This is a genomic window from Pseudomonas sp. COW5, from assembly GCF_026240005.1.
Taxonomy (GTDB): domain Bacteria; phylum Pseudomonadota; class Gammaproteobacteria; order Pseudomonadales; family Pseudomonadaceae; genus Aquipseudomonas; species Aquipseudomonas kribbensis.
Map to the genome: position 1 here is coordinate 5,805,989 of NZ_JAPHVP010000001.1, position 14,202 is coordinate 5,820,190.

Here is a 14,202-nt window from a genome sequence, read left to right on the forward strand (position 1 = left end):
CCTCAACCCACCGACCTCAACCATTCCAACAAATCCATTTCCAGGCTGCCCGGTTTGGGGGGCGCAGGCGACAGCAGGCAATAATGCGAGCCGTCTTCAACGAAACCTGCCGGTGCGGCCAACACCCCGCTCTCGATATCGTCGCGGACCAGATGCCAAGGACCAATGGCCACCCCCAGGCCAGCGACAGCCGCCTGAATGCTGAAATAGAAGTGCTCGAAAGACTGCCTCTGCGTCGCAGGAACCGGCTGGCCCGCTGCGGCGGCCCATTCCTGCCAGGCCGTGGGTCGGCTGCTCGTTTGCAGCAGAGGGCCCGTGGCACGCAGGCATTTCCCGCTTTCATCGAACCACTGACCGACTTTATCCGGCCGACAGATCGGCCCGACCTTTTCGGCAAACAAGCGCTCGGCGTGATAACCGGAAGGCCGGGGGAAATCGTCGCGACGAATGGCCAGGTCGATTCCCTGTTCAAATGAAAACGGCCCGCCGCCGGCCACCAGATGAATGTCCGGACCGTGATGTTGTTTCTGGAAATCACTCCAGCGCGGAATCAACCAGCGCATCAACAGCGTCGGCTCGCAGGACAGGACCAGCCGCCGCGTCCGGCGCGCCTCAGTACGTATCTCGCGGACGGCCTGGTTCATCACCCCCAAACCTTCGCTCACCGCTTTCAGCAGTCGCCTCCCCGACTCCGTCAGGAAAACCCTTCGCTGACGCCGCTCGAACAGGTCAACGCCCAGATCCTCTTCAAGCAGGCGCACCGCCCGGCTGATGGCGCCGGGTGTCAGATGCAGTTCGTCAGCCGCACGGGCGAAGTTCTCGAACCGGCCTGCGGATTCGAAGCAACGCAGTGCCAACAGAGAAGGCATTCGCCCCTCGGAAAACGGTGAGTCAGATTCACCATTTACTTCAGAAATCATCGTTAGTTCCAGCGTTCACTATCTGTAAACATGGCTTTCTATCACCAACCCACCCAAGGTTCCACCATGAGCGAATGGATAGTCGTAATCACCATCACCCTGCTGGCATGCATCAGCCCCGGACCGGACTTCGCCCTGGTCTCGCGTAACGGTTTGCTGCTCTCTCGACGCGCAGGCGTACTTACGGCGATGGGCATTGGTCTCGGAGTGCTGGTGCATGTCGGCTACACCCTGCTCGGGCTCGGATTGGTGCTTCAACAATCGCCCTGGTTGTTCAATGCACTGAAACTGGCGGGGGCTGCGTATCTGGTTTATCTGGGCATCAAAATGCTTCGTTCCAGACCTGACGTTCAGCAGCCGGATGCTGCGTCACCCGCCCTGTCGGATCTGGCTGCGCTGCGTTCAGGTTTTCTCACCAATGTGTTGAACCCCAAAACCTCGATTTTCATCGTGAGCCTGTTCATGGGTGTCGTCCGGCCGGACACCGGCCTGCCGCTACAAATGGCCTACGGGCTGTTCATTGCCGGGGCGCATGTGCTGTGGTTCAGCCTGGTGGCGCTGTGTTTCTCGGCCGGGCGGGTGCGGGAGAAACTGCTGGCGGCACGGCAGTGGATTGACCGGGCGTTCGGCGGCCTGCTCGTGGGCTTCGGGATTCTGCTGACGCTGTCTCAGCGATCAGGCTGAACGCATTGCTACACAGCGATACATAACCACCGTTTCATGACACATCCCCGGTACATGCCGATGCAAAAGTGTGGGCCATCGGAGCCTTCCTTCCGACTCAACCACTCACACAGGCAGACCTTCTCATGATCAATCAAATCGACACCGTGCTGTACACCGGCAAGACCCGCACCACCGGCGGACGCGATGGCGCATCGCGCAGTTCCGACGGCAATCTGGACGTCAAGCTGTCGCCACCGGGTTCCAACGGCAGCGGCACCAACCCGGAACAATTGCTGGCGGCCGGCTGGTCGGCCTGTTTCATCGGCGCCATGGGCAAAGCGGCGGCTGCGCTGAAGATCAGGCTGCCAGCGGATGTGGCGGTGGAAACCGAAATCGATCTGGGCAAGACCGGCGACGCGTTTTTCCTCCAGGCACGCTTGAATGTCAGCCTGCCGGGGCTGGAGCCTTCGGTCGCCCAGTCGCTGGTGGAAGCCGCGCACCAGACCTGCCCTTACTCCAAGGCCACGCGCGGCAACATCGACGTGACCCTGCGCCTGATCTGAATCCCGATCCCCCCTATACGCCCGAGGCAGTGCCTCGGGCGTTTTGTTTTGTCGGAACAGACACGTTCGGCTGACCATGCTGACGTGTGGTCACCAGCCCGATAAAGGAAATGGCCAGCGCCAGGCCAATGGTCGATGTCACTTCCAGACGATGCTCCGGCGTCAGCATCATCACCGCGAGCGCGGCACAGATGAACGCCATCACCAGATACGTCAGCCACGGAAACAGCCACATGCGAAAGGTCAGCTCGACATTCTGCCGAAGCAACATCCGGCGCATACGCAGCTGGGAAACCGCGATCACCAGGTACACCAGCAACGCGATGGCGCCGGAACTGGCAAGCAGGAATTGAAACAGGCCGGCGGGCATGAAGTAGCTGAGCAGCGTCACCCCGGCGCCGATGACGCTGCTGGCAATCACCGCCGCCCTCGGCACGCCTGCGCCGGAAGTCACTTTCAACCCGTGCGGTGCATCGCCGCGAAGCCCCAGTGAAAACAGCATGCGCGAAGCGATATAGATCGACGAGTTCATGCAACTGGCCACCGCAATCAACACCACCACATCGACCATGAATTTGGCGTGGGGAACGTTCATCAACTCCAGTGCGCGCTGATAGGAACCGACGGACGCCAGCAGCGGATCGTTCCACGGCACCACGGAAATCACCACGAAAATCGACAGCAGATAGAACACACCGATGCGCCAGACCACCGAACGCGTGGCCTTGGCGATGTTCTGCGCCGGATTGTCTGACTCGGCAGCGGCGATGGTCACCGCCTCGGTGCCGATGAAACTGAACATGATGGTGATGAACGCGCCGACCACCGCCGACAAACCATTGGGGGCGAACCCGCCATGTTCTTCCATCAAGCGGCTGAGGCCGCTGGCTTCACGCTCGGGAATCCAGCCCATCAGTACGGCGAAGCCCACGCCGATGAAGCCGATGATCGCCACGACCTTGGCCATGGCGAACCAGAATTCGAACTCGCCGTATTTGGAGACACTGAACAGGTTGGTGATCACCAGCAGGATGATCGACACCAGCGCAAACAGCCACGCATCGACCTGGGGAAACCACTGATTCAAGACATGCCCGGCGGCCAGCGCCTCGATGGGGATGACCAGCACCCAGAACCACCAGTAGAGCCAGCCGATGGTGAAGCCTGCCCAGCGACCGATGGCCTGATCGGCGTAGGTGGAAAACGATCCGGTGTCCGGTCGGGCCACCGCCATCTCCCCCAGCATGCGCATGACCAGCACCACCAACAGGCCGGAAAACAGATACGCCAGCAACACCGCCGGCCCCGCCGCTGCAATGGCGTGCCCGGAACCGACAAACAACCCCGCGCCGATGATTCCTGCAATTGACAACATGGTCACGTGACGTGGTTTGAAACCCTGCGCCAACTGACCGCTCGATTCCTTCGAATTCAGGCTGTTCATTGTTTTTGTTGTTCTCTGATGGACGCCTCACCTTACGTGGCTGAAGTTCAACGCAAATAGCCCGGGTGCGGCATGCCGATGCCTGATGTCGACATGCACGGGTGACGGTCAGCGAGAACCGGCAAGCGTTTTGCGCATGAAAACCCGGGCAAATCCGTCCTCGGTGGCGCGATGGGTTTCCACAAAACCGAGCTTTTCATAGATGGCGACGTTCTCGGTCATCCGCTCGTGGGTGTACAGCCGCACCGCTTCGCAACCGAGACTCAGCGCATGCTTTTCACAGAAGGTCATCAGCACTTTGCCGAGCCCCTTGCCCTTGTGCCGGGGCGACACCGCGACGTTGATCAGCAGCAACTCCTTGCCCTCCTGGCTCATCACCAGCACACCGAGGATTTCCTCGTTGTCGGTCAGCACGAACGTATCGGTTTCGCGCAGCACTTGTTCGTAGTCATCGAGCATCGGCGCGGGTTGGCGGCCGATGCGCGGGATGTAAGGGCTGTAGGCCTCATCGACCAGTGTGGCGATGGGCGCGGCGTCTTCGGAGTGGGCGCGACGAAGGGTCTGCAAGGGGAGCCTCTTCAGTGATGGTGAATGAGGCGCTCAGCATGCGATGGATGGCGATCCCGGAGCAAATCCATCACCTGCCCGTAGCACAATCGAAGCGTCCGAGGATGAACATACGTTCACCAAAAACCTCACCGGATGCGTCTAGTCTGCGGGTTCCAACATAGTGACTACAGGAGTAACCCACCATGTTCTCGCACGAAAGCATCCCGCTGATCATCCTTTTCATCATCCTGCTGCTTGGCGTGCTGACGGCTGTTTTGCATCCGATGCATGCGTTTTTCAGCTGGCTCAAGCGGCGCAAACAAAGAGCATCTGCCGGGGTTGTGAAAGAGGTGGATGCGCGTTGAAGTTGCATGTTTGAGTCGGGTGGCATCAGCCTGCGTTGAATCCGCCGACAACAAAAAAGGCCTGCCACATTGGCAGGCCTTTCAGTATCCCGGGGGTTATTGCTTGAGGATCAACAACGGCTCGCCTTTCTTGACGATGTAAGTCGCCAGCTCCGAACCCTTGTCATTCCCGACGTTCTTCGCAATGTGCGCCACGCCTTCCGGTATGAACAGGGAATCGCCGGCCTTCAGCGTCACCGGCGCCCGGCCTTCGAGCTGGTATTCGAAGGTGCCGCTGATCACGTAAGCAACTTCAACGCCCGGGTGGGCATGTCGGGGCGAGGTGATGCCCGGTTCAAAATCGACCCGTGCCTGGATCACTTCGCGATCCGCAGCACCCAGGTCCTGATGGACCAGATCCGTGCGGCTCAGGCCTTGTTGCCAGCTCTTCGCCGGGGCGGCAGATTGAGTGTCGGCGGCGTGTGCAAGGCCGGTCATTGAAACCAGTACGGCGGCTGCGGTCATCAGGAGTGTGCGGCGCATGGTGTTGCCCTCTTGGAAGTAGTGAAGTGACGCCTCTACTTTGAGGATGGCATGTACCGGGAATGTGTCCCGATATCGGCGCTTGTTAGCTCACTGTGTATAAGGGCGGGATTGATACACGCTCATACAACTCGCACCACCTGCGACAGCCACTGCCTGAAGGCGACGATCTTTTTCGAGCCGGCGTTTTCATGGGGCGTGACGAAGTAGAAACCCGAGTCGGACTTGAGCCGCAAATCGAACGGCGCCACCAACCGCCCCGCAAGTAAATCGTCCTCGACGTAGGTCGAGCGCCCGATGCACACGCCCTGCCCGTCAATCGCCGACTGCACCGCCATCATGGCCAGGTCGAAGGTCAGGCGCGGGCCTTTGGCCGAGGGTGGCGGTTGACCTGCGGCGTTCAGCCAGGCGCTCCAGTCATCGGCGGTCTGCCCGCTGACGTGCAGCAAAGTGTGCCGGGCCAGATCGGCCGGCGCTTTGATCGGATCCGGCCCGGTGAGCAAACGCGGGCTGCACACCGGGAATATCTCGTCGGCCATCAGCCAGTCGGCGCGCAGTCCCGGCCAGTTTCCGTTGCCGTAGCGAATCGCCGCATCGATTCCGCCCTTGCGAAAGTCCACCAGCTCCGTGGACGCACTGATGCGCACGTCGATCTCGGGAAACGCCTCGCGAAACGACGGCAGACGCGGCAACAGCCATTTCGACGCCACCGACACCAAAGTACTGATCGTCAGGACGCTTTGATTGTTCGCCTCCAGCAAACGCTCCGTCGAATGGCGCAGTTCCATGAACGCCGAACGAATACCGGGAAAATAGGCGTTGCCCTCTTCCGTCAGCGCCAATCCGTCCTTCAAGCGCATGAACAGGCGCACGCCAAGTTCTTCTTCAAGGCGACGGATCTGATGGCTGATCGCGGTTTGCGTGACGTTCAGCTCTTCGGCGGCGCGGGTAAAACTCAGGTGTCGGGCCGCGCATTCGAAGGCTCGCAATCCGTTCAGCGACGGTAGTCGGGTGAGCATGGGGCTTCTTCAGTCCATGAGATTTTGTCATACGCTAGCACCGCAGATGTCCTTTGCGAAGCGCCGCCAAAATCCCGGATTCTGGGCGCTCATTTGAAGGAGAACCCATGAAACTGTACTTCGCCCCCATGACCTGTTCGCTGGCCCCGCACATTGTGCTGCGAGAACTGGCGCTGCCGTTCGAACTGATCCGGGTCAACAACCGGACCAAGCGCACCGCCGACGGCCGCGACTTTCGCGAGATCAATCCGAAGGGTTATGTGGCCGCACTGATCCTCGACAACGGCGAGGTGCTGACCGAAGGCCCGGCGATCCTGCAATACCTCGCCGACCTTGCTCCCGACCAGAGACTGGCCCCGGCCAATGGCACCTGGGAGCGCTCACGCCTTCAGGAGCACCTGAATTTCATCAGCTCGGAAATCCATGGCGGCAGCGCGCCGCTGTTCAGCAGCGAAATCCCGGAATCCACTAAAACGATCTTCAAACACAAACTCTTCAAACGTCTGGATTACCTCAACCGCCTCCTTGCGACGCAACCGTATCTGATGCTGGCGTTCGGCGTGGCGGATGCCTATCTGTTCACGGTGCTGAAGTGGTTGCCGACGTTCAGCATCGCCATCGAAGACTGGCCAGCGCTGGCGAACTACATGACGCGCATCGCCGAACGGCCCAGCGTGCGGACTGCAATCGCGGCAGAGGAAGCCACGCAACCGGTCTGAAACGCCCGGTTGCGTGGTCGTGGTCAGGCCTTGGCGGCCTCGTCGATCAGCGCCGCGACTTCGCCGGCGCGGGAAGCCAGCGAGGCGTGGCTGGCATCGAGGGTGATGACTTTCTTCGCATTGAGCCGGGCCGACATGCGTTTCTGGTTGTCCGGGTGAATCATGTGGTCCTGACTGGAAATCTGATACCACGACGGTTTGTGCTTCCACGCCGGATCACTGATGACATCGCCGAAGGTGCTGGCCAGCGGCGCTTTCTGGGTGACGGCCATCACCAGCGCCTCATCCGCCGGCAGGTCCTGGCAGAAGCTTTCATGGAACTTGTCGGCCTTGAGCCAGAGAAAACCGTCACTGTCCGGGGCGAGATTCGGCGCGGCGGCGGGCAGATGTTCCTGAGTGATGCCGCCGGGGCTTTCACCTTGGTCCGGGGCGAACGCAGCGATGTACACCAGCCCGGTCACATTCGGTTGATTGCCGGCCTGGGTGATCACCGCCCCGCCGTAGGAATGCCCGACCAGCAGCACCGGCCCGTTCACTTGCGCGACCATTTTGCGCGTGCGCTCGGCATCATCGGCCAGCGACGTCAGCGGCATCTCCACCGCCTGAATCTTGCTGTAGCCCTTGCGCGACAGTTCGACAATGACCTTGCCCCAATGCGCGGCCCCGCCCCAGAACCCGTGTACCAGCACAATCGTCGGTTTTTCACTCATGGCCCTGCTCCTGCTCGTAATGAATTCGGCGCCAAGGAGTATGGAACGCTTCCACAAACCCGGCGGGCCGGCAGACCAAAGGTGCATTTCGGGATGTGACAGTTGTCGGATGCCCCAACGCGCCTATATTGAAGAAGGTTCAAGCCCTCCCCCCCACGAGCGCCCCATGGCCACGACTGATCACCTGATCATCTGCGAGCATTGCGACTGCGTGTACGAAAAAGCCACGCTCGCCCGCTACCAGAAATCCCTCTGCGCCCGTTGTGGCGGCGTGCTCCAGCGCCACAACAACCTGAGCGTGGAGCAGCGTCTGGCCCTGAGTTTTACCGCTGCGATGCTGTGGCTGTTCGCCAATTTCTACCCGGTGATGAGCATCAGCATGAAGGGCCTGAAAAACAGCGCAACCCTGTGGGACTCGGTGCTGGCCCTGAGTCAGGGGCCGATCACCTTCATGGCCATGGTCGCGGCGATCTCGATCATCATCGCCCCGGCCTTTCAACTGGTTTTGCTCATCTGGGTATTGAGCTTCGCCCTCGCCTCGCGCCGTTCGCCGGCCTTCAAACTGTGCATGCGCTGGCTGGAAGCGCTGCGGCCGTGGAGCATGCTTGAAGTGTGTCTGCTCGGGGCGATGGTGGCGGTGTTCAAACTGGCGGGCATGCTCGATGTGATTCCCGGCATCGGCCTGTTTGCGCTGGCCGTGCTCAGCCTGTTGCTGATCCGCGTCGCCGGACGCGACATACGTGATTTGTGGGACATCCTGTGAAACGACCACCGACCGCCAGCGAACTCAACCTCTGCCTCTGTCACAGCTGCGGGCTGGCCTGCGACATGACCGACGAACCGCACCAGTGCCCGCGCTGCGACGCACCGCTGCACCGGCGCAAGACCAATTCGCTGGCCCGCACCTGGGCCTACATGTTCGCCGCCCTGGCGTTTTATGTGCCGGCGAATCTGCTGCCGGTGATGAACACCACCCTGCTCGGCAACGGCGCCGACAGCACCATCATGAGTGGTGTGCTGGAGTTCTGGGAACACGGCGCGTGGGATATTGCGCTGATCATCTTCATCGCCAGCATCGCGGTGCCGGGGATCAAGTTCATTGCGCTGACGCTGCTGCTGGTCACCGTGCAACGGGACAGCCACTGGGCACACCGGGAACGTTCGAAGCTGTACCGGTTCGTCGAGTTGATCGGCTACTGGTCGATGCTCGATGTGCTGGTGGTCGCACTGGTGGCGGCGCTGGTGAAGTTCCAGGCGCTGGGGGATATCGAGCCGCGACCGGGGATTCTGTTTTTCGGGCTGGTGGTGGTGTTCACCATGCTCTCGGCCATGAGCTTCGACCCGCGCCTGATCTGGGACAAGGCGCCGGCCGAGGAAACCGATGAAACAGACGAGCCCCGGCACTCGAACGAACAAGTGCCGGGGCATTGAGTGACGCCTGTCAGATCTGCGCGGTGCCGCCATCGACGAACAGTTCGATGCCGTTGACGAAGCTGCTGTCATCCGAAGCCAGGAACAGCGCAGCCTTGGCAATCTCGCTCGGCTCGCCCAGACGCCCGATCGGCACCACCGACGCCAATTGATCGAACAGCCCTTGAGCGTGTTCCGCCGGCACCAGCCCTGCCAGACCTGGCGTACGCACCGGGCCGGGGCTGATAGCGTTGACGCGGATGCGCCGAGGTTTCAGGTCCCGCAACCACGACCGGGCAAAGTTGCGCACCGCGGCTTTGCTCGCGCTGTAGACACTGAAGTTTTCCGTGCCTTGTACCGAGGTGGTCGATGAAGTCAGCAGGATCGAACTACCATCGCGCAGCAGCGGCAGTGCTTTCTGCACGGTGAACAGCGTGCCCTTCACGTTGGCGTCGAAAATCCGGTCGAAGTGTTCTTCGGTGATCGAACCCAGCGGCAGCATGTCACCGCCACCGGCGTTGGCGAACAGAATGTCGAGGTGCCCGGCCTTCTCGGCGATTTCGCGGTAGATGCGGTCCAGATCGTCCAGTTTCGCCACGTCGCCCTGAATGCCGATGGCACGAGGGCCGATGGCGGCGACCGCTTTGTCCAGTTCGGCCTGACGACGGCCAGTGATGAAAACGGTGGCGCCCTGGGCGACGAACTCCTGCGCCGAAGCCAGGCCAATGCCGGTGGTGCCGCCAGTGATCAGTGCGATTTTGCCTTCAAGTCTGTTGCTCATGATGAATCTCCAGTAACCGTTTCGGGGAAGGTGACGGGTCGTAGGTGAGCCGTTGGAAGCGACTTTAGGCCGATGGATTGAATTGAAAAATCCGCAAAATCGGTTTTGTTTGTGCACAGATATGCACAATACTCAGCCCTGTCTTCGATCCTTGAGTGCTGCCCGATGAATCAGTTACTGGCGATCCGCGTGTTCGCCCGCGTCGTGGAAAGCGGCTCGTTCACCAAAGCCGCCGACTCGTTGAACCAGCCGAAAACCACGGTCAGCAAACTGATCGGGCAACTGGAAAGCCACCTCGGCGTGCGCCTGCTGCAACGCACCACCCGGCGGCTGACAGTCACCGCCGACGGCGCCTCCTATTACCAACTGACCCAGCAACTGCTGCATCAACTGGACGACATCGATCAGGGTTTCAGCCAGGCCCAGGGCTTGCCGCGCGGCAGGATTCGCGTGGACATCGGCGGCTCCACCGCGACCATGCTGGTGATTCCCGAGCTGCCGAAGTTCTTCGAGCGCTACCCGGACATTCAGGTCGATCTGGGCGTCAGTGACCGCCCGGTGGACTTGATCAGCGAGCGCGTCGACTGCGTGATTCGCGGCGGCCCGCTGACCGAACAGGCCCTCGCCGTGCGCCGCTTGGGCGAAGTGTCCTGGACCACCTGCGCCACGCCCGACTATTTGCAGCGCCACGGCACGCCGCTGCACCCGCTGGAGCTGGCCCGGCATCAAATGATCGCCTATCGCTCGGCTTCCACCGGGCGCATCCTGCCGTCGAACTTCCAGCGCAACGGCGAACGCCATCAGATCGAAGGCAAAGGCCTGGTCAGCGTCAACGAAAGCAACGCGCATCTGGCGGCCGGATTGGCGGGGCTGGGGATCATTCACACATTCAGCTACACAGTCAGGGCCGCCATCGAACGCGGCGAACTGGTGCCGATCCTCAGCGACTGGCGCCCGCCGGCCTACCCGTTCCACCTGCTGTATCCGCCGAACCGGCACCTGAGTAACCGCGTGCGGGTGTTCATCGACTGGCTGGTGGAGCGCTTCGCGCAGGTCGACTGAGCCTCGCTGTCGCGCCGATTCGTCTAACCTGACGTTGCAGCCGCTGACGTTTTTCCGCAGGCTACGCACCGATCCTGACGCCCATGAAACGGAGATTCCCATGCTCAAACGCACCCTGGCACTGACTGCAGGCCTGGCCCTGTCCTTTTCCACCCTGCTGGCCCAGGCCGCAGACGTGTTGAAAGTCAGCGCGATTCCCGACGAGGCCCCGACCGAACTACTGCGCAAGTTCGAACCTCTGGGGGCTTATCTGGAACAGCAATTGGGCATGAAAGTGCAATTCGTTCCCGTGGCCGACTACCCGGCCGTGGTTGAAGCCCTGGCCACCGACCGCCTCGACATGGCGTGGCTGGGCGGTTTCACCTTCGTTCAGGCACGGCTGAAAACCGACGCCACCACCCCGGTGATCCCGCTGGTGCAGCGCGAGCAGGACGCGCAGTTCACTAGCAAATTCATCACCGCCGATCCGAACGTGAAAAGCCTCACCGACCTCAAGGGCAAGACCTTCGCCTTCGGTTCGGTATCGTCGACCTCCGGCAGCCTGATGCCGCGCTACTTCATGCTCAAGGACGGCATCAAACCGGAAACCTATTTCAGCCGCGTCGGCTACTCCGGTGCCCACGACGCCACCGTCGCCTGGGTGCAGGCCGGCAAGGTCGATGCCGGTGTGCTGAACGCCAGCGTCTGGCAGAAACTGGTGGACGCCGGCAAGGTCGACACCAACAAGGTCAAGGTCTTTGCCACCACCCCGGCCTACTTCGATTACAACTGGACCGTGCGCGGCACACTCGACCCGGCGCTGGCAGCGAAGATCAAAAAAGCCTTCCTTGCCCTTGACCCGGCCAACCCTGAGCAGAAGAAAATCCTCGACCTGCAAGCCGCCAGCCGCTTCATCGAAACAAGCCCGGACAACTACAAAGGCATCGAGGAAGCCGCCCGCGCCGCCGAACTGCTGAAATGACCCTGAGCCTCAAGCAAGTCTTTCTGCACCACGCCAACGGCGTCGAAGCCCTGCGTGGTGTGGATTTGCAGATCAACAGCGGCGAGCAGGTGGCGATCATCGGCCCGTCCGGCGCCGGTAAATCCAGCCTGCTCAACCTGCTGGCCACCGCGATTCGGCCGAGCAGCGGCGACATCGACGTGCTGGGCCAACGGGCCTGGCACTTGTCCGCCCGCCATCGCCAACACCTGCGCGCAAAAATCGGCCTGGTGCATCAGGCACCGCCCCTGCCGCCCCGGCAACGGGTGGTGACGGCGGTGCTGGCCGGCAAGCTCGGGCAATGGAGCCTGGGCAAAAGCCTCGTCAATCTGCTGCATCCACTGGACATACCCGGCGCTCGCGCGGCATTGGCGCGGCTGGATCTGGCGGACAAACTCTTCAGCCAATGCCAGCAACTGTCCGGCGGCCAGTTACAGCGGGTCGGCATCGCTCGCGTGCTGTATCAGGCGCCGGAGGTATTGCTGGCGGACGAACCGGTATCCGCCATGGACCCGGTCCTCGCCGGGCACACCCTGACGGTCCTGTCGCGCCACGCCCAAGAGCACAACGTCACGCTGGTGGCGAGCCTGCATGCGGTGGACCTGGCACTGGCGCACTTCCCGCGCATCATCGGTTTGCGCGAGGGGCAGATCCTGTTCGATTGCCCGTCCGATCAAGTCAGCCACGACATGCTCGACAGCCTGTACGCCAACGAACAATTGCAATCCCCGGCGCCGACCCTGACGCCGCTGATTGTGCAGATTCCACGATGCTGAGCGCCGACACCCGCGACCCCGCCGCACTGCCACGCCTGTTGCTGACACTGCTGGCGATTGCCCTGCTGTGGCCGGGCATTCAGCTCAGCGAACTCGACCTCGGCGTGTTGCTGCATGCCGACAGCCAGAGCGAAATGGGCCGCTTCGTCTCGACCTTCTGGCCGCCGGCCCACGACCGGGACTTTCTGCAACTGCTGCTCAAGGCCACCCTGCAGACCCTGGCCATCGCCACGGCCGGCATGGCGCTCGCACTGGTGTTGGCGGTGCCGGCCAGTTTGCTCGCCAGCCGCGCCTTGTCGCTGTCCGCCGCTTCCCACAGCGGCCATCCGAGCCTGTTGGGCCGGTTGCTGCGCTGGCCGGTGCGCGGCTTGCTGATCTTCCTGCGCAGCGTGCCGGAAATCGTCTGGGCGCTGCTGTTCGTGCGCGCCGTCGGCCTCGGCCCGGCGGCGGGCGTGCTGGCGATCGCCATCACCTACAGCGGCATGCTCGGCAAGGTCTACGCGGAAATCTTCGAATCCACCGACCAGCGCCCGGCCCACGCCTTGCTCCAGGCCGGCAGCGGACGCCTGGCCAGTTTCGCCTACGGCGTGCTGCCCAACGTGGCGGCGGAACTGCTCTCCTACACCGTGTACCGCTGGGAATGCGCGATCCGCGCCTCGGTGGTGATGGGCTTCGTCGGCGCCGGCGGCCTCGGCCAACAGATCGACCTGTCGATCCGCATGTTCGCCGGCGGCGAAGTCGCCAGCATGCTCCTGACCTTCCTCCTGCTGGTACTCGGCGCCGACCAACTCAGCCGCCTGCTGCGCTGGAGACTGACATGAAGCGCCTGATCAACACGGCGCTGATCCTCGCCATCGTCTTCGCCGTCATCGCCTCGTTCGCCTACCTGGGCCTCGACCTCGAAGAGCTCGGCAGCGCCACCAGCCTGAAACAGATGGGCTCGTACGTTGGCCGCTTCCTGAGCCCCGACCTCAGCGCCGGTTACCTCAACGCCATCCTCCACGGCGCCATGGAAACCCTCGCCATGTCCGCCCTCGGCACCCTCCTCGCTGCTGTCCTGGGACTGCTGTTGGCACTCCCCGCCGCTGGCCGCTTTGGCTGGTTTTTTCAGAGCGCCGCACGTCTGCTGCTCAACGGCCTGCGTGCAATCCCGGAACTGGTCTGGGCCGCGCTCATGGTGTTTGCAGCTGGCCTCGGGCCTAACGCCGGCACCTTGGCTCTGGCACTGCATACCACAGGGGTGCTTGGGCGGTTGTTCGCGGAAGCCTTGGAAAACACGCCGCCGGAGCCGGCGGAAGCGATTAGGCTGCAAGGGGGGAATCCGGTTGTGGCGTTCTGTTACGGGACGTTGCCGAACCTCGCGCCGCAGCTACTGGCGTACTGTTTGTATCGGTGGGAGAACAACATCCGGATGGCCAGCGTACTGGGGTTTGTCGGCGCTGGAGGGCTGGGGCAGATGTTGTATGTGAGCTTGAGTCTGTTTCAGGAGGCGCAGGCGGGGACGGTAATTTTGGCTATGTTGGTTTTGGTACTTGGGGTGGATTCGTTGAGTGCCTGGAGTCGGGGGCGGTGGGTTAAGGCTTAGGCTATATTTGCACTGACAAATACGTTACAAGCTCACAAGATCAACAACTGAAAAGACACGTGTGCAACTGGTCATCAACCTTAAAAACTCAAATATAAGTCAAAGACCAAAAATAAGCTCTGCATTCAGGCC

18 protein-coding genes are annotated in these 14,202 nt (G+C 61.8%); 11 read left to right on the top strand and 7 right to left on the bottom strand.

All coding sequences use genetic code 11. The features are described from left to right. Positions 1-2 precede the first annotated feature (2 nt). Positions 3-920 (bottom strand): LysR family transcriptional regulator, encoded by a 918-nt coding sequence (locus OQ248_RS26410; protein ID WP_265814610.1) that lies wholly within the window; start codon positions 918-920, stop codon positions 3-5. Positions 921-986: 66 nt separating this feature from the next. On the opposite strand from OQ248_RS26410, the gene OQ248_RS26415 reads away from it, so the two are divergent. Both OQ248_RS26415 and OQ248_RS26420 read left to right on the top strand, forming a co-directional pair. Beyond that, on the top strand, positions 987-1,604 hold the full coding sequence (locus OQ248_RS26415) for a LysE family transporter (RefSeq protein ID WP_265814611.1): 618 nt from the start codon (positions 987-989) through the stop codon (positions 1,602-1,604). A gap of 125 nt (positions 1,605-1,729) precedes the next feature. Further along, positions 1,730-2,149 carry an organic hydroperoxide resistance protein gene (locus OQ248_RS26420; RefSeq protein ID WP_085709867.1) on the top strand — a complete coding sequence of 140 codons (420 nt, stop codon included), beginning with the start codon at positions 1,730-1,732 and terminating at the stop codon, positions 2,147-2,149. Positions 2,150-2,162: 13 nt separating this feature from the next. On the opposite strand, the gene OQ248_RS26425 is transcribed toward OQ248_RS26420, so the two are convergent. Further along, positions 2,163-3,593: an amino acid permease gene (locus tag OQ248_RS26425; protein ID WP_265814612.1), complete on the bottom strand. Its 1,431-nt coding sequence runs from the start codon at positions 3,591-3,593 to the stop codon at positions 2,163-2,165. Positions 3,594-3,701: 108 nt separating this feature from the next. Continuing rightward, a complete protein-coding gene (locus OQ248_RS26430) occupies positions 3,702-4,160 on the bottom strand; it encodes a GNAT family N-acetyltransferase (RefSeq protein ID WP_265814613.1) in 459 nt (152 codons plus the stop codon). 185 nt (positions 4,161-4,345) lie between these two features. Between OQ248_RS26430 and OQ248_RS26435 the strand changes: the two genes are divergently transcribed. Next, positions 4,346-4,507 carry a hypothetical protein gene (locus OQ248_RS26435; protein ID WP_265814614.1) on the top strand — a complete coding sequence of 54 codons (162 nt, stop codon included), beginning with the start codon at positions 4,346-4,348 and terminating at the stop codon, positions 4,505-4,507. A 96-nt stretch (positions 4,508-4,603) separates the two neighbouring features. On the opposite strand, the gene OQ248_RS26440 is transcribed toward OQ248_RS26435, so the two are convergent. Further along, positions 4,604-5,029, bottom strand: a complete 426-nt coding sequence (locus tag OQ248_RS26440; RefSeq protein WP_134826836.1) for a cupin domain-containing protein — start codon at positions 5,027-5,029, stop codon at positions 4,604-4,606. A gap of 122 nt (positions 5,030-5,151) precedes the next feature. After that, positions 5,152-6,048 carry a transcriptional regulator GcvA gene (locus OQ248_RS26445; RefSeq protein ID WP_265814615.1) on the bottom strand — a complete coding sequence of 299 codons (897 nt, stop codon included), beginning with the start codon at positions 6,046-6,048 and terminating at the stop codon, positions 5,152-5,154. 107 nt (positions 6,049-6,155) lie between these two features. Between OQ248_RS26445 and gstA the strand changes: the two genes are divergently transcribed. Further along, a complete protein-coding gene (gstA, locus tag OQ248_RS26450) occupies positions 6,156-6,767 on the top strand; it encodes a glutathione transferase GstA (protein ID WP_265814616.1) in 612 nt (203 codons plus the stop codon). A 23-nt stretch (positions 6,768-6,790) separates the two neighbouring features. Here gstA and OQ248_RS26455 read toward each other — a convergent pair whose 3' ends face one another. Further along, on the bottom strand, positions 6,791-7,477 hold the full coding sequence (locus OQ248_RS26455; RefSeq protein ID WP_265814617.1) for an alpha/beta hydrolase: 687 nt from the start codon (positions 7,475-7,477) through the stop codon (positions 6,791-6,793). Positions 7,478-7,643: 166 nt separating this feature from the next. On the opposite strand from OQ248_RS26455, the gene OQ248_RS26460 reads away from it, so the two are divergent. Beyond that, the gene (locus tag OQ248_RS26460) at positions 7,644-8,240 is read left to right on the top strand and encodes a paraquat-inducible protein A (RefSeq protein ID WP_114882977.1); all 597 of its coding nucleotides are present in this window, start codon (positions 7,644-7,646) and stop codon (positions 8,238-8,240) included. Continuing rightward, complete coding sequence (locus OQ248_RS26465; RefSeq protein ID WP_265814618.1) at positions 8,237-8,908, top strand: paraquat-inducible protein A; 672 nt, start codon at positions 8,237-8,239, stop codon at positions 8,906-8,908. Before OQ248_RS26460 ends, OQ248_RS26465 begins: the two co-directional genes overlap by 4 nt. Positions 8,909-8,918: 10 nt before the next feature. On the opposite strand, the gene OQ248_RS26470 is transcribed toward OQ248_RS26465, so the two are convergent. Beyond that, entirely contained in the window at positions 8,919-9,668 is a 750-nt protein-coding gene (locus OQ248_RS26470) for a glucose 1-dehydrogenase (protein WP_265814619.1), read from the bottom strand. A 165-nt stretch (positions 9,669-9,833) separates the two neighbouring features. Here OQ248_RS26470 and OQ248_RS26475 point away from each other — a divergent pair, with 165 nt between their 5' ends. The 5 genes from OQ248_RS26475 to phnE all read left to right on the top strand — a co-directional run bounded on the left by OQ248_RS26475 (position 9,834) and on the right by phnE (position 14,070). Then, positions 9,834-10,730, top strand: a complete 897-nt coding sequence (locus OQ248_RS26475) for a LysR family transcriptional regulator (protein WP_265814620.1) — start codon at positions 9,834-9,836, stop codon at positions 10,728-10,730. Between the two features lie 100 nt (positions 10,731-10,830). Then, on the top strand, positions 10,831-11,691 hold the full coding sequence (locus OQ248_RS26480; protein WP_085709856.1) for a putative selenate ABC transporter substrate-binding protein: 861 nt from the start codon (positions 10,831-10,833) through the stop codon (positions 11,689-11,691). Continuing rightward, complete coding sequence (locus OQ248_RS26485) at positions 11,688-12,485, top strand: ATP-binding cassette domain-containing protein (protein WP_265814621.1); 798 nt, start codon at positions 11,688-11,690, stop codon at positions 12,483-12,485. The genes OQ248_RS26480 and OQ248_RS26485 overlap by 4 nt, the downstream gene beginning before the upstream one ends. Beyond that, positions 12,479-13,306, top strand: a complete 828-nt coding sequence (locus OQ248_RS26490) for an ABC transporter permease (RefSeq protein ID WP_265814622.1) — start codon at positions 12,479-12,481, stop codon at positions 13,304-13,306. Before OQ248_RS26485 ends, OQ248_RS26490 begins: the two co-directional genes overlap by 7 nt. Then, complete coding sequence (gene phnE / locus OQ248_RS26495) at positions 13,303-14,070, top strand: phosphonate ABC transporter, permease protein PhnE (protein ID WP_265814623.1); 768 nt, start codon at positions 13,303-13,305, stop codon at positions 14,068-14,070. Before OQ248_RS26490 ends, phnE begins: the two co-directional genes overlap by 4 nt. Positions 14,071-14,202: the final 132 nt, after the last annotated feature.

Bases quoted from the DNA above. Each gene is read 5' to 3' on its own strand.
- OQ248_RS26410 (WP_265814610.1), bottom strand. From the start codon at position 920: ATGATTTCTGAAGTAAATGGTGAATCTGACTCACCGTTTTCCGAGGGG.
- OQ248_RS26415 (WP_265814611.1), top strand. From the start codon at position 987: ATGAGCGAATGGATAGTCGTAATCACCATCACCCTGCTGGCATGCATC.
- OQ248_RS26420 (WP_085709867.1), top strand. From the start codon at position 1,730: ATGATCAATCAAATCGACACCGTGCTGTACACCGGCAAGACCCGCACC.
- OQ248_RS26425 (WP_265814612.1), bottom strand. From the start codon at position 3,593: ATGAACAGCCTGAATTCGAAGGAATCGAGCGGTCAGTTGGCGCAGGGT.
- OQ248_RS26435 (WP_265814614.1), top strand. From the start codon at position 4,346: ATGTTCTCGCACGAAAGCATCCCGCTGATCATCCTTTTCATCATCCTG.
- OQ248_RS26440 (WP_134826836.1), bottom strand. From the start codon at position 5,029: ATGCGCCGCACACTCCTGATGACCGCAGCCGCCGTACTGGTTTCAATG.
- OQ248_RS26445 (WP_265814615.1), bottom strand. From the start codon at position 6,048: ATGCTCACCCGACTACCGTCGCTGAACGGATTGCGAGCCTTCGAATGC.
- gstA (WP_265814616.1), top strand. From the start codon at position 6,156: ATGAAACTGTACTTCGCCCCCATGACCTGTTCGCTGGCCCCGCACATT.
- OQ248_RS26455 (WP_265814617.1), bottom strand. From the start codon at position 7,477: ATGAGTGAAAAACCGACGATTGTGCTGGTACACGGGTTCTGGGGCGGG.
- OQ248_RS26460 (WP_114882977.1), top strand. From the start codon at position 7,644: ATGGCCACGACTGATCACCTGATCATCTGCGAGCATTGCGACTGCGTG.
- OQ248_RS26470 (WP_265814619.1), bottom strand. From the start codon at position 9,668: ATGAGCAACAGACTTGAAGGCAAAATCGCACTGATCACTGGCGGCACC.
- OQ248_RS26475 (WP_265814620.1), top strand. From the start codon at position 9,834: ATGAATCAGTTACTGGCGATCCGCGTGTTCGCCCGCGTCGTGGAAAGC.
- OQ248_RS26480 (WP_085709856.1), top strand. From the start codon at position 10,831: ATGCTCAAACGCACCCTGGCACTGACTGCAGGCCTGGCCCTGTCCTTT.
- OQ248_RS26485 (WP_265814621.1), top strand. From the start codon at position 11,688: ATGACCCTGAGCCTCAAGCAAGTCTTTCTGCACCACGCCAACGGCGTC.
- OQ248_RS26490 (WP_265814622.1), top strand. From the start codon at position 12,479: ATGCTGAGCGCCGACACCCGCGACCCCGCCGCACTGCCACGCCTGTTG.
- phnE (WP_265814623.1), top strand. From the start codon at position 13,303: ATGAAGCGCCTGATCAACACGGCGCTGATCCTCGCCATCGTCTTCGCC.